This is a genomic window from Pseudomonas sp. WS 5021 (genome assembly GCF_012985535.1).
GTDB lineage: Bacteria > Pseudomonadota > Gammaproteobacteria > Pseudomonadales > Pseudomonadaceae > Aquipseudomonas.
Genome location: NZ_JAAQWP010000005.1, coordinates 158,166 through 172,324, shown reverse-complemented (window position 1 = coordinate 172,324; position 14,159 = coordinate 158,166). Strand labels below are relative to the sequence as shown.

At 62.5% G+C, this 14,159-nt stretch carries 12 protein-coding genes; 5 read left to right on the top strand and 7 right to left on the bottom strand.

What is annotated here, in order from left to right; genetic code table 11:
- The first annotated feature begins 496 nt into the window (after nucleotides 1-496).
- The 3 genes from hydA (at nucleotide 497) to preA (ending at nucleotide 4,725) form a co-directional block, all read left to right on the top strand.
- Nucleotides 497-1,936 (top strand): dihydropyrimidinase, encoded by a 1,440-nt coding sequence (gene hydA, locus HBO19_RS17270; protein ID WP_169954408.1) that lies wholly within the window; start codon nucleotides 497-499, stop codon nucleotides 1,934-1,936.
- Between the two features lie 146 nt (nucleotides 1,937-2,082).
- Nucleotides 2,083-3,450, top strand: coding sequence for an NAD(P)-dependent oxidoreductase (locus tag HBO19_RS17265; protein WP_170057929.1), 1,368 nt, complete (start codon nucleotides 2,083-2,085; stop codon nucleotides 3,448-3,450).
- Entirely contained in the window at nucleotides 3,451-4,725 is a 1,275-nt protein-coding gene (gene preA, locus HBO19_RS17260) for an NAD-dependent dihydropyrimidine dehydrogenase subunit PreA (RefSeq protein WP_169954410.1), read from the top strand.
- 111 nt (nucleotides 4,726-4,836) lie between these two features.
- Here the strand turns inward: preA and HBO19_RS17255 are convergent, their stop codons facing one another.
- Nucleotides 4,837-5,457: a TetR/AcrR family transcriptional regulator gene (locus HBO19_RS17255; RefSeq protein ID WP_029298440.1), complete on the bottom strand. Its 621-nt coding sequence runs from the start codon at nucleotides 5,455-5,457 to the stop codon at nucleotides 4,837-4,839.
- A 115-nt stretch (nucleotides 5,458-5,572) separates the two neighbouring features.
- On the opposite strand from HBO19_RS17255, the gene copC reads away from it, so the two are divergent.
- Nucleotides 5,573-5,938: a copper homeostasis periplasmic binding protein CopC gene (gene copC / locus HBO19_RS17250; protein ID WP_169954411.1), complete on the top strand. Its 366-nt coding sequence runs from the start codon at nucleotides 5,573-5,575 to the stop codon at nucleotides 5,936-5,938.
- Between the two features lie 3 nt (nucleotides 5,939-5,941).
- Complete coding sequence (gene copD / locus HBO19_RS17245; RefSeq protein ID WP_170057928.1) at nucleotides 5,942-6,799, top strand: copper homeostasis membrane protein CopD; 858 nt, start codon at nucleotides 5,942-5,944, stop codon at nucleotides 6,797-6,799.
- Nucleotides 6,800-6,842: 43 nt separating this feature from the next.
- On the opposite strand, the gene HBO19_RS17240 is transcribed toward copD, so the two are convergent.
- The 6 genes from HBO19_RS17240 to pqqA all read right to left on the bottom strand — a co-directional run bounded on the left by HBO19_RS17240 (nucleotide 6,843) and on the right by pqqA (nucleotide 14,156).
- Nucleotides 6,843-7,994, bottom strand: coding sequence for an HlyD family secretion protein (locus tag HBO19_RS17240; protein WP_170057927.1), 1,152 nt, complete (start codon nucleotides 7,992-7,994; stop codon nucleotides 6,843-6,845).
- On the bottom strand, nucleotides 7,991-9,652 hold the full coding sequence (locus HBO19_RS17235; RefSeq protein WP_169954414.1) for an MFS transporter: 1,662 nt from the start codon (nucleotides 9,650-9,652) through the stop codon (nucleotides 7,991-7,993). The genes HBO19_RS17240 and HBO19_RS17235 overlap by 4 nt, the downstream gene beginning before the upstream one ends.
- 187 nt (nucleotides 9,653-9,839) lie before the next feature.
- Nucleotides 9,840-11,318: a DASS family sodium-coupled anion symporter gene (locus HBO19_RS17230; RefSeq protein ID WP_169954415.1), complete on the bottom strand. Its 1,479-nt coding sequence runs from the start codon at nucleotides 11,316-11,318 to the stop codon at nucleotides 9,840-9,842.
- Nucleotides 11,319-11,442: 124 nt separating this feature from the next.
- Nucleotides 11,443-12,834: a hybrid sensor histidine kinase/response regulator gene (locus tag HBO19_RS17225; RefSeq protein ID WP_169954416.1), complete on the bottom strand. Its 1,392-nt coding sequence runs from the start codon at nucleotides 12,832-12,834 to the stop codon at nucleotides 11,443-11,445.
- Nucleotides 12,818-13,981, bottom strand: coding sequence for an alcohol dehydrogenase-like regulatory protein ErcA (ercA, locus tag HBO19_RS17220; RefSeq protein WP_169954417.1), 1,164 nt, complete (start codon nucleotides 13,979-13,981; stop codon nucleotides 12,818-12,820). The genes HBO19_RS17225 and ercA overlap by 17 nt, the downstream gene beginning before the upstream one ends.
- 103 nt (nucleotides 13,982-14,084) lie before the next feature.
- Entirely contained in the window at nucleotides 14,085-14,156 is a 72-nt protein-coding gene (gene pqqA, locus HBO19_RS17215) for a pyrroloquinoline quinone precursor peptide PqqA (RefSeq protein WP_003243383.1), read from the bottom strand.
- Nucleotides 14,157-14,159: the final 3 nt, after the last annotated feature.

The following is a 14,159-nucleotide window of genomic DNA, read 5'->3' as shown; positions in this document are numbered from 1 at the left end:
CCAGCGCACTCAATTACCGTGCCGCAAGCCGTCACCCCATCCGTACCGCTTATATAACTGGCTGATGTTTATCAGCTTTATTTTATTTACCGAAAAGTCCCACGGCACTTTCAACGTCACTCAGGCCAAATAACGCAGAAGTTGTCCGAACAATCAGGACTCAATCTGGTGCAACACAATTATTTTTATTACTACCCGCCGTCAAGAGGCAACTCTCAAGCGTCTGATTTGCAATAGGAAATGTTGCTCATATTGGGAACCTGTCAAGTGCGTCAAAATGGTGAATGGACGCTACATTTTGGTGATTTCAGATTTTTATCTATATATTTCAACAACTTAATCTGGATATATGTTTATAAAAAATAATCTTGATCATTCGAAAAACTCGGGCTAGTTTCTATTCCTGTCACCACTGACAAGAATAAATCTTGCACGGTGTGCAGCACTACAACACTTAGAACTGGCATAAGCCGGTCAAGCCTCTGAGGAACTCGGCATGTCTCTGTTGATCCGTGGCGCTACCGTTGTTACCCATGATGAAAGTTATAAAGCCGATGTCTTGTGCGCAGACGGTCTAGTCCGCGCTATTGGCACTGATCTGGATATTCCCGCCGGCACCGAGATACTCGATGGCAGCGGCCAATACCTGATGCCCGGCGGTATCGACCCCCATACCCATATGCAACTGCCCTTCATGGGCACCGTGGCCAGCGAGGACTTTTTCAGCGGTACGGCAGCGGGCCTGGCGGGCGGGACCACGTCGATCATCGATTTTGTGATTCCCAACCCACAGCAGTCGTTGCTGGAAGCCTTTCACCAGTGGCGTGGCTGGGCCCAGAAGTCGGCGGCCGACTACGGGTTTCATGTGGCGATCACCTGGTGGAGCGAACAGGTGCGCGAGGAAATGGCCGAGCTGGTGAGCCATCACGGCATCAACAGCTTCAAGCACTTCATGGCCTACAAGAACGCGATCATGGCCGCCGACGACACCCTGGTCGCCAGCTTCGAGCGCTGCCTGGAACTGGGCGCGGTGCCCACCGTGCATGCGGAGAACGGCGAACTGGTGTATCACCTGCAACGCAAGCTGATGGCACAGGGCATCACCGGGCCCGAGGCCCATCCGCTGTCGCGCCCCTCACAAGTGGAAGGCGAAGCCGCCAGCCGCGCGATCCGCATTGCCGAAACCATCGGCACGCCGCTGTACCTGGTACACGTCTCGACCCAGGAAGCCCTCGACGAAATCACCTACGCCCGCGCCAAGGGCCAGGCGGTCTATGGCGAAGTCCTGGCCGGGCACCTGCTGCTGGACGACAGCGTGTACCAGCACCCCGACTGGCAGACCGCTGCGGGCTATGTGATGAGCCCGCCCTTCCGCCCACTCGGGCACCAAGACGCGCTGTGGCGCGGCCTGCAATCGGGCAACCTGCACACCACCGCCACCGACCACTGCTGCTTCTGCGCCGAACAAAAGGCCGCTGGGCGTGACGATTTCAGCAAGATTCCCAATGGTACCGCCGGCATCGAGGACCGTATGGCGCTGCTGTGGGACGAAGGGGTCAACACCGGGCGACTGTCGATGCAGGAGTTCGTCGCGCTGACCTCCACCAACACGGCGAAGATCTTCAACCTCTACCCGCGCAAAGGTGCGATCCGGGTCGGCGCCGATGCCGACCTGGTGCTGTGGGATCCCCAGGGCTCGCGAACCATCTCGGCCAAGACCCACCATCAGCAGGTGGACTTCAACATCTTCGAAGGCAAGACCGTACGCGGCGTGCCCAGCCACACCATCAGCCAGGGCAAGCTGGTCTGGGTCGACGGCGACCTGCGCGCCGAGCGCGGTGCCGGGCGCTATGTCGAGCGGCCGGCGTATCCGGCGGTGTTCGAGCAGTTGCGCAAGCGTGCGGAGCATTCCAAGCCAGCCGCGGTGAAACGCTGACATCGCCGATCGCAGGCAAGCCAGCTCCCACACTTGATCGGGTTCACACAGTTCAAATGTGGGAGCGGGCTTGCCCGCGATGAGGCCAGTGCAAACAACAAAAAAATCAATGCCCGCCAGAGGCAAAAAACCGTGAGGACACTACCGTGATCCAGACCCTGAACCACCTCCCCCACCCCGACGAAGACAAGGCGACCCTCGCCAGCCATTTCACCGACCTGGCACCGCCCCTCAACGCCCGCCAGGCGCACCTGGAAGCCTCGCGCTGCCTGTATTGCTACGACGCACCGTGCGTCAACGCGTGCCCCAGCGAGATCGACATTCCGTCCTTCATCCGCAACATCCACACCGACAACGTCCAGGGCGCAGCGCAAAAGATTCTCTCGGCCAACATCCTCGGTGGCAGCTGTGCCCGGGTGTGCCCGACCGAAATCCTCTGCCAGCAGGCCTGTGTGCGCAACCACAGCGAAGAATGCGCCCCGGTGCTGATCGGCCTGTTGCAACGCTATGCCATCGACAACGCGCACTTCGAGCAACACCCGTTCCAGCGCGCCGCCCCTACCGGCAAGCGCATCGCGGTGGTCGGCGCCGGGCCGGCAGGTTTGTCCTGCGCCCATCGCAGTGCCTTGCATGGGCATGACGTGGTGATTTTCGAAGCCCGGGAAAAGGCCGGTGGCCTCAACGAATACGGGATCGCCAAATACAAACTGGTGGATGACTTCGCCCAGAGGGAGCTGGATTTCCTCCTGCAGATCGGCGGCATCGAAATCCGCCACGGTCAGCGCCTGGGTGACAACCTGAGCCTGAGCGACCTGCACCAGCAGTTCGACGCGGTGTTCCTCGGCCTGGGCCTGGCCGCCAGCAAACACCTGGGCCTGCCCCATGAGGACGCCCCCGGCCTGCTCGCCGCCACCGATTACATCCGCGAACTGCGCCAGGCCGACGACCTCAGCCAACTGCCCCTGGCCGACCGCTGCATCGTGCTCGGTGCCGGCAACACCGCCATCGACATGGCCGTGCAAATGGCCCGCCTGGGCGCGCGCGATGTCAACCTGGTCTACCGCCGTGGGCTTGCCGACATGGGCGCCACCGGCCATGAGCAAGATATCGCCAAGGCCAACCAGGTGCGCCTGCTGACCTGGGCCCAACCCGACACTGTGCTGCTGGACGACCAGGGCCAGGTACGCGGCATGCGCTTTGCCCGCACGCGCCTGGAAAACGGCCGCCTGCACCCCACCGGCGAAACTTTCGAGCTGGCGGCAGATGCGATCTTCAAGGCCATCGGCCAAGGCTTCGACGACCAGGCCTTGCACGACCCACTGGCCCAGCAACTGCAACGCCAGGGCGAACGGATCTTTGTCGATGCGCAGCTGCAAACCAGCATCCCCGGCGTGTATGCCGGTGGCGATTGCGTCAGCCTCGGGCAAGACCTCACCGTCCAGGCCGTGCAACACGGCAAGCTGGCCGCCGAGGCCATGCACGCTCAACTCATGCTCAATGTGGAGGCTGCGTAAATGGCCGATCTATCGATTGTGTTCGCCGGTATCAAAGCCCCCAACCCGTTCTGGCTGGCCTCCGCACCACCCACCGACAAAGCCTACAACGTGGTGCGCGCCTTCGAGGCCGGCTGGGGGGGTGTGGTCTGGAAGACCCTGGGCGAAGACCCGGCGGCGGTCAACGTCTCGTCCCGTTATTCGGCGCACTTTGGCGCCAACCGTGAAGTGTTGGGTATCAACAATATCGAGCTGATTACCGACCGCTCCCTGGAGATCAACCTGCGGGAAATCACCCAGGTGAAAAAGGATTGGCCGGACCGCGCGCTGATCGTGTCGCTGATGGTGCCGTGCGTCGAAGAGTCATGGAAAAACATCCTGCCGCTGGTGGAGGCCACCGGTTGCGACGGCATCGAGCTGAACTTCGGTTGCCCCCACGGCATGCCGGAACGGGGCATGGGCGCGGCCGTGGGCCAGGTGCCGGAGTATGTGGAGCAGGTGACACGCTGGTGCAAGACCTACTGTTCGCTGCCGGTGATCGTCAAGCTCACACCTAATATCACCGACATTCGCGTGGCCGCCCGTGCCGCGTATCGCGGGGGCGCCGATGCGGTATCGCTGATCAACACCATCAACTCCATCACCAGTGTCGATCTGGAGCGCATGGTCGCCCTGCCGATCGTCGGCACCCAGAGTACCCACGGCGGCTACTGCGGCTCGGCGGTCAAGCCGATTGCCTTGAACATGGTCGCTGAAATTGCCCGTGACCCCCAGACCCAGGGCTTGCCGATCTGCGGGATCGGCGGCATCGGCAACTGGCGCGATGCCGCAGAGTTCATTGCCCTGGGCTGCGGCGCGGTGCAGGTATGCACGGCGGCGATGCTGCATGGCTTTCGCATTGTCGACGAGATGAAGGATGGCTTGTCGCGGTGGATGGACAGCCAGGGCTACAACAGCCTGCAGGATTTCTCCGGGCGCGCCGTGGGCAACACCACGGACTGGAAATACCTGGACATCAACTACCAGGTCATCGCCAAAATTGACCAGGCCGCCTGCATTGGCTGCGGGCGTTGCCATATTGCCTGTGAAGACACCTCGCACCAGGCCATTGCCAGCCTCAAGCAGGCCGATGGGACCCACGTGTACCAAGTGATCGACGACGAATGCGTGGGCTGCAACCTGTGCCAGATCACCTGCCCGGTGGCGGACTGCATCGAGATGGTGCCGATGGACACCGGCAAGCCGTTTTTGAATTGGACGCAGGACCCACGCAACCCCTACCGAGAGGCGGTGTAGCCTTTTAAATCGCTATGGCAGGCAAGCCAGCTCCCACATTTGATCGGGTTCACACAATCAAAATGTGGGAGCTGGCTTGCCTGCGATAAGGCCCTCAACCGCACCACAAACTCAGGGCTCCAAGCCAATCCCCCGCAAAATCACACTGGTCACCGTCTGCACCGCCCGTTCGAACTGCATATCCGACAACGCCTGATGGTCGTTGAGGATCATCACCTGATGATCAAAGTCGGCATAGTGCTGGGTCGAGGCCCAGATCATATACAGCAGGCTCGACGGCTCCACCGCGAGGATGCGTTTGTCTTCCACCCACTGGCGGATTTTCGCTTCCTTCATCTTGGCCCAGTCGTACAGGCTTGCATCCAACGCTTCACCGAGGGTCGGCGCACCGTGGATGATTTCATTGGCCCAGACTTTGGAGCCATAGGGGCGACTGCGCGAATGCTGCATCTTCGCCCGGATGTAGCTGCTGAGGACCACCCGCGGGTCATCGAACATCTCGAAACACAGGGCGTCCTGCTTCCACACTTCCAGCAGGTCGAACAGCACCGCGCTGTACAACTCGCTCTTGGTGCTGAAGTAGTAATGCAGGTTGGAGCGCGGCAGTTGCGCCTGTTCGGCAATGTCGGCCATGGCGGTGCTGCCGTAGCCCTTTTCGGCGAAGACCTTCTCAGCCGCCAGCAGAATCTTTTCGACGTTGACCCGACGGATACCGATCTTGTGATTGCCCATAGGGGCTCCCTGACAACGACATGCCTTGAAGACTACCATCCGCTCTAGATCGGGGCGACAGCCCGAGTGGAAACTTCGTACACTGCCCACTCCTCCCATTGATAGGTAGTGCACGATGTTGATCAAGAAAACCCTGACCACGGTGACCTTGCTGGCCTCGCTGCTGGGCGCTTCGGCGGCTTTTGCCCATGCCCACCTGAAAAACACCACGCCGGCGGCCGACAGCACCGTCGCCGCGCCCGCCGACCTGCGCCTGGTGTTCTCCGAAGGTGTCGAAGCCACGTTCACCAAGGTCTCCCTGAGCAAGGACGGCACCGAAGTGGCGGTCAAAGGCCTGGAAACCCCGGACGCCGACAAGAAAACCCTGGTGGTGACCCCTGCCGCGCCGTTGGCTGCCGGCACTTACAAGGTGGAGTGGCATGCGGTCTCGGTCGATACCCACAAGAGCGAAGGCAGCTACAGCTTCAAGGTCGGCCAATAACCCATGGCAACCCTGCTGGTGCTGTGCCGTTTCCTGCACTTTCTGGCGGTGCTGCTGATGTTCGGGGCTTGTGTGTTCCGGCCCGTGCTCCTGGGCAACAAACCCCAGCCGGCACTGGATCGGCAATTGGCGCGCATCACCACGCTACTGGCCTGGCTGGCCATGGGCAGCGGCGTGGCGTGGTTGCTATTGATCAGTGCCAGCATGGCCGGCAGGGAACTGCTGGCGCTGGACCTGGCCACCGTGCAATTGGTGCTGGGCAAGACCTTCTTCGGCCAGGTCTGGAGCGCGCACCTGCTGCTCAATGGCTTGTTGGTGCTGGGCTTGCTGACGCCCTGGAGCCGCCTGCGCCTGCCACTGACGGTACTGCTTTTGGCAACCCTGGCCCCGGTGGGCCATGGCGCCATGCTCAGTGGCCTGAACGGCCAATTGCTGATCCTCAATCAGGTGGTACACCTGCTCTGCGTCGGGGCCTGGCTCGGTGGGTTGCTGCTGTTGGTGTTGATCCTGCGTCAAGCGCAGCGCACCGACCTGGAAGAGGTCCTGCGGCGCTTCAGTGGTGTCGGTTACGGGCTGGTAACGGGTTTGCTGATCAGCGGGCTGATCAATGTCCGCGTGCTTACCGGGCAATTGTGGCCTACCCCGCTGTTCAGCGGGTTTGCCTTGATCCTGTTGATCAAGGTGCTGCTGGTGGCGGGCATGCTGGGCCTGGCATTGCTCAACCGGCTACGGATCAAGGGTTGCCAGCAACGTCCGGGCCAATTGCAGGCCAGCGTGTTGCTGGAATGGCTGCTGGGCGCGGCGGCCGTGGCGGCCGTTTCGCTGTTGGGCACCCTGCCACCGATGCTCATGGCCCCATAAACAAAACCTCTGCAGGAGCCGGCAAGTCGGCTCCTGCCAGGGGTCAGGGCGGGCTGTTCTTCAAGCGCCCCGCCGTGTCGATACTGACCACCACCGACAACCCCGGCCGCAAGCGTTCGCTCTGCTCCTGATCCGGGTCCACCGTGATCCGCACCGGCACCCGCTGCGCGATCTTGACGAAGTTGCCGGTGGCGTTATCGGCCTGCAACAGGCTGAACTCGGCTCCCGTGGCCGGCGAGATACGCTGCACCGTGCCGTGGAACTTGCGGTGGTTCAGGGCATCGACGGTGAACATCACCGGCTGGCCCACCTGCACGTTGTCCATCTGGGTTTCTTTCATATTGGCGATCACCCACAGCTGGTTCGGCACCAGCGCCATCAACTGCGCGCCGGAGTTGACGTAGGCCCCCAGGCGCACGCCGATCTGCCCCAACTGGCCGTCCCTGGGTGCGAGCACACGGGTGTTCGACAGGTCGATCCGCGCCAACTCCACGGCGGCCTCGGCGCTGGCGACGGCGGCTTCCAGCGAGCCGCGATTGACGATCACCGTCTGCAGATCCTGGCGGGCGATTTCCAGGCTGGCCTGGGCCTGGGCCACGGCGGCGATGGTCTGCGCGTTGGCGGCGCGGGTCACGTCCAGTTCGCGGCGCGATACCGAGCCGTCGCTGATCAGTTCTTCGTTGCGGCGCAGGTCGGCGGTGCTTTTGCGCGCCTGGGCCTGGCTGTCGGCCAGGGCCGCCTGGCGCAACTTGATGGTCGCCTCGGCGCTGTTGCGCTGTTGCACCACGTTGGCCAGGGACGCCTGCTGTACCGCCAGTTGCGCCTGGGCCTGGTCCAGGCGCTGCTTGTAGATGCGATCGTCGAGGCGCACCAGCAGATCCCCGGCCTTGACGTACTGGAAATCCTGCACCGGCACCTCGAACACATAACCGCTCAATTGCGGGCCGATGATCGTTACCTGGCCGCGCACCAGGGCGTTTTCGGTGGTTTCGACGGCACTGCTGAAAGGCGGCAATTGCCAGGCGTACAACACGATCAACACGCCGACGATCGCAATCGCGGCAAAGCCCAGGGACGAGATGACACGCACACCCAACGAACGCTGTTCGGTGACCGTGGCACCGGGCGGCGTGGTGCCCTCCGGGGTGGAAGCAATGGCATTGGTGGTCGTGGTGGTAGCCGTAGGTTCGCTCATGAAGGAAGTGCGCCGCTAGGTTGAACGGAAGGCGCTGCGCTGGCGGCAGCTTTCTTGGTGGTGCTCATCAGCCACAGGCTGCGGGTAAAAATCCACAACATGGTGAGGATCGCGATGATCGCGATCAGCATGAACACGTCGTTATAGGCCATGACATTGGCTTCACGGGTGGCCGCCGTGGCCAGGCTGCGAATGCCCATCAGGTTGCGCAGTTCCGGGTCGGCAATCACCGAGCCATAGGCCGAGCCACCGCTCTGCACCCGGGCGGCTACGCGCGGGTCCAACAATGTCAGGTGTTCGACAATCATGCTGGAGTGGAACTTCTCCCGCACGATCTGGAACGTGCCGAGCAACGCCGCCCCCATCAGCCCGCCAAGGTTCTGGCAAATACCGAATAACACCGAGAAACTCACGAGGTTGCGCGGGTTGGTCAGCACATTGCGCATGCCCAGCACCATGGTCGGGCCGAGGAAGAAGGTACCGCCAAACCCCAGCAAAAACTGGCTCAGGTACATGTTGTGCGGGCGAGTCAGGTTGCTGGAGAAGCTGTCCATCACCGAACCTGTGGCCATCAGGGCCAGGGATATCACCAGCGGCATCAGCAGGTGTGCCGGGTTGATGGTCAACGCGCTGATCACCAGGCCACTGATCGCCCCCAGCAGCATCACCAGGTACAAGGTGCGCATCTGCTCGCTGCTCATGTTCAGCGCCTGCAAAAAGCCGACGGCGCCGGTGGACTGCTCGGACAGCACCATGCGGATCAGGATCACCGCCAGGGCCAGGCGAATCATCACCCCGCCGCCCAGCCAGCGGGTCATCAGCAACGGGTTGGCGCGGTTATGTTCGATGGCCAGGCCGGCCATGATCAGCACTAGCGAACAGGCAGAAGCGACGCCAATCCACGGCGCTTCCAGCCACCAGTCGATACGCCCCAGGGACAGTACCGCGCAGAGCAACGCCACCCCCGAGGCGAGCAAGGCGAAGGTCAGGAAGTCGAGCTTTTCAAAGGTCTTGAAGCGGTCGCCCGGTGGCAACTTGAGCAGGAATACACAGCCCAGGCAGGTCAGCGCCATGCCCAGTTCAAACAGGTAGAGGCCGCGCCACTCGGCAATTTGCAGCAAGTCCTCGGAAAACAGCCGTGCCATCGGCAGGGCCAGTTGCGCGGTGCCCAGGCCCAAGACCAGGGCCTTGAGCCGCCACTTTGCGGGGAACGCCTGGACCATGTAGTACAAACCCAGGGAACTGAGGGCCGCGCCCACCATGCCGTGGGCCGCACGCACGGCGATTGCCGAGCTGAGATCATTGACGAACAGATGGCCAAAGGTGACCAGGGCGTAAAGCACCAGGAACACTTCGGTAAACGCGCGCAAGCCGAACTGCTGGCGGAACTTCACCAGCAGCAGGTTCATCGACACGTTGGTCATCACGTAGGCCGCGGGCAGCCAGGCCATTTCGGCGGTGGTCGCGCCCAATGCCCCTTGCAGATACGGCAGGTTGGCGATCACCAGTGCATTGCCCAGGCCGCCGGTGATTGCCACCAGCACGCCAACCAGGGCAAAGGCCCAGCGTTTGAGCGTGGGGTGATGGGGCGTCGACGGCGACCCCGGCAAGCTCGGACGCTCGTGGGGTTGCCAGGTATGCGGGGTGTATTTATCCATTCGTGACCTTGATGACCGACGCACGAGGCCGGTAAAACCATGACTCAGAGCGTAGTAGACCTGAGCGGGGTTCATCTTGTCATCTTTGTGGGAGCTGGCTTGCCTGCTCCCACATTTGATTTGCTATGTGACGCAACTTATGTGCCCAGCCGAGCTCCCCTGTGGGAGCGGGCTCACACTGGGGCTTTTAGATCCAGCCCAGCCAGCTCCAATAGGTGGCGGCGAACACCAGCATCAACAGGTAGCCAATCAAGGTCACCAACAAGCCCACCTTGGCAAACTGCCTCGCGGTAAAGGTGCCGGTGCCCAGGCACACCATGTTCTGCGGGGCGTTGATCGGCAGGATAAAGCCATAGCTGACCACAAACCCGAGCAACATGGTCATGCCCAGCCGGCTGAAGTCCCCCGGCAGGGTTTGCAGCACCGCGATCAGGATCGGCAGCAAGGCCGAGGTCAACGCAGTGGCGCTGGCAAAGCCCAGGTGGATCACAATCAGGAATGCCCCAAGGATCGCAAACACCCCCAGCGGACCCAGTTGATCCAGGCCGGTATGCCCCACCACCTGCGCGCCCAGCCATTGCCCGGCCTGGGTGGTCAGCAGCGCCGTACCGAGGCTGATGCCCACGCCAAACACAATCACCGTGCCCCAGGGGATGCGCGACTGCACGTCTTTCCAGGTCATCACCCCAATCCCCGGCAGCAGCAGGAACACCAGGCCGGCGTAGGTGGTGGAGGTGGTATCGAAGCTGTGCAGGCGCCCTTCCGTGGCCCAGGCCAGCAGCAGCAATAGCGAGACCGTCAGCAGGCGCTTCTGCGGCCCGGTCATCGGGCCGATATCGGCCAGAGATTGCGCCACGGCCTCCTTGCCACCGGGGATGCTGTTGGTTTCCGGAGGCAGCAACTTGAGCACCAGCAACAGCAATACCGCCGACATGATCAACGCCCACGGCGCCCCGGCGATCAGCCAGTCGATCCACGACACGCGCTGGCCGAGCATCTTGTCCATAAAGCCCACGGTCAACAGGTTCTGCGCCGCCGCGGTCTGGATCCCGACGTTCCAGATGCTGGTGCCCTGGGCGACGACGATCATGATCCCAGCGGCGATATTGGAGCGTTTGTCCACGCCAAACGCGGCGATCACCCCCATCATGATCGGCACTACGCAAGCACTGCGCGCCGTGGCGCTGGGCACTACCAGGCTCAGCAGGATGGTCACCGCAATCGCCCCCACCAGAATCCCGCGGGTGCTGGTGCCAACCCGGGTCAGGGTGACCAGGGCGATACGCCGGTCGAGGCCTGTGTGGGTCATGGCGGCGGCGATAAACAACGCACCGGCCACCAGGGCCAGGGCCGGGTTGGCAAACCCGGTAAGCGCCATGCTGATGGCGGGGCTGGAACCGATCAGGTGCGTCGGGTCCTGCAGGGACGGCGCGGTGCCCAGCAGAAAGGCCATCAACGAGGTGATCATGATCGCACTGGCTTCGTAGGACACCGCCTCGGTGATCCACACCACCACGGCAAACGCCAGGATCGCCAACATCCGGTGCCCGGCTACCGGCAAATCGGCGGGCAACGGCAACAACAGCACGCCGATCATCACCAGCACGGCGATCACCAGGCCCATGGGCAGCTTGAAAGAAACAGCAGGTGTTGCGGGGGCACTCATGGAAATCTCCGTCGGCCATGACAATCAAGGCCTGCAGCATGAGGCAAAGCGTCGCGGCAGGTTTTGACAGGTATCAAGGCACACGCGATTTAAGCCTGTGGGAGCAGCTTGCCTGCTCCCACATTCAGGCCGTCGTGTCAGGCGCGGCACCCAGTAGCTGGCTCAACACCGCCCGCAGCTTGCCCGGCTTCACCGGTTTATTGAGCAACGGCGCCTCCAGGCGCTGCAACGAACGCCGGCACTGGTCCGTGCGGTCGGCCGTGATGATCACCGCAGGGATCCTGCGGTCGAAATGCTCGCGCAACTGCTTGACCACCTCGCAGCCGACCACACCATGATCGAGGTGGTAATCGGCCAGGATCAGCTCCGGCGCCCTACCCTGCAACGCCACCAACGCGCCCGCCTGATCAGTGGCGGTCACCACTTCGCAGCCCCACTGCCCAAGCAACGCGCGCATGCTCTCCAGGATGCTGGTTTCGTTATCCAACACCAGCAGGCGCCGCCCCGGCAATGGGTTGCCGGCACCGGCCTGGGGTGGCGCGAGGCTGATGGGCAGCGGTATTTCCTCGGACAGCGGCACCTCGATACTGAACATCGAGCCGCGCCCCGGCCATGAGCGCACCCTCACCTGGCAGCCGAGGATCTTCGCGATACGCTCGACAATCGCCAGGCCCAGGCCTACGCCCTTGCGATCCGCCGCCCGGCCGACGTCCAGTTGGTTGAACTCGAGGAAAATCGACTCCAGGCTGTCGGCGGCAATCCCACGGCCAGTGTCCCACACCTCCAGGCGCAGGCGATCACCGCGCCGCCGCGCCCCCAGCAGGATGCAACCCTGCTCGGTATAGCGGCAGGCATTGCTGAGGAAATTGCGCAGGATGCGTGTCAACAGGCGCAGGTCGGTGCGCAGCGCATAGCGGCCCATGTGCACACGCAGGTTCAACCCGGCCGCCGCCGCCACCGACTGGAACTCCGAAACCAGCGGCGCCAGCAGTTCGTCGAGGCGATACAGGGCAATGTCCGGCTTGACCGCCGCCTGGTCGAGGCGGGAAATATCCAGCAAGTCCGCCAGCAGGTCTTCCGCCCCTTCCAGGGCCTGGTGCGTACGCTCCACCAGGACTTTTTCCACGCTGGGCAGCTCTCGCTCGCGCAAGGTGGAGATCAACAAGCGTGCGGCATTGAGCGGCTGCAGCAGGTCGTGGCTGGCGGCGGCGAGGTATTTGTCCTTGCTGCGGTTGGCGGCCTGGGCAGCGTCGCGGGCGTCGCGCAGGTCCTGTTCGATGCGCTCGCGCCGGGCGATCTGCTGTTGCAGATTGTGGTTGGCGTCGAGCAGTTCATCGGTGCGTGCCGCGACCCTTTGCTCCAGCTCATCGTTGAGGCGGATATAGCGTTTGCGCTCGGCCTCCAGCTCATCCAACCGCGCCGTCAGCTCGGGGTAGTGGCTCTTGCGTGCCGAATGATCACCCAGCCCCAGCAGCCCGGCCAGGGCCCGCTGTTGATCGTCAGAGAGCTTCGCCATAGACGACCTCGACGTCACGCTGGCTCGACTCGCGCGGGTTGGTCAGGATGCACGGGTCGTGCATGGCGTGTTGCGACAAGAACGGAATATCCGCCACCCGCACCCCGTGCAGGCCCAGGGTTTCATGGAAGCCAATGGCATGCTTGAGCGCAATCAGGTGCTCCACCAACCGCCCGCAGATCTGCCGGTGGTTGAGCCCCCGGCAGTCGATGCCAAAAGTCTCGGCAATCACCTTGAAACGCTCCGGCGCCGAGTTGTAGTTGAACGCCACCACATGCTCGACCAGCACCGCGTTGCACAGGCCATGGGGCAAATCGAGAAAACCGCCCAGGCTGTGGGACATGGCATGCACCGCACCCAGGATCGCATTGGAAAACGCCAGGCCCGCCTGCATGCTGCCGAGCATGATTTTCTCGCGCAGGGCGATATCGCTGGGGTTGGCGATCATCTGCACCAGGTTGCCATTGATCAGGCGCATGGCCTCCAGCGCATGGGGGTCGGTCAGCGGGCCGTGGCCGGTGGACACAAAGGCCTCGATGGCATGCACCAGCGCGTCGATCCCGGTACAGGCCGAGAGAAACGGGTCCATGCTGGCGGTGGTTTCCGGATCGATCAGCGACACATCCGGCACCACCGCCTTGCTGACGATGGAAAACTTCATGCGTTCCTGCTGATTGGAAATGATCACGAACTGCGACACGTCGGCGGAGGTGCCGGCGGTGGTCGGGATCAGGATCAGCGGCGGGCTGGGCACGCGGATGGTGTCCACCCCTTCGAACTCAAGGATGCTGCGCCCATGGGCAACCACAATGCCAATGGCCTTGCCGCAATCCATCGGGCTGCCGCCGCCGACGGCGACGATCACATCGCAATGGTGCTCGCGGTAGACCTCGGCGCCCTGCATCACTTCTTCCACACGCGGGTTGGGTGACACGGCGGTGTACAGGCAGTACTCGATACCCAGGGCCTGCAGGCTGGCCTCCACATCGGCGACCCAACCGGCAGCCACCACGCCGGGGTCGCTGACCACCAGGACCTTGCGCGCACCAAAGGTCTTGGCGTAATTGCCGACATTGTGCCGGGAACCGGCGCCGAAGATGATTTCTGGGGAAACGAATTTACGCAGTTGGCTGAGACTCTGGCTCATTGGTAAGCCTGTTTTTATTGTTTTTGGAAGATACGGGCCACACTAACGCATCCGCTGGCGAATGCAATCAGACCAATGGGTGGCCCACATCCCCGTTGAAATTTCAGCGATTGGCGAAATACATCGTCACTTCAAAGCCGATACGCAGGTCGGTGTAGGCGGGTTTGGTCCACATGGG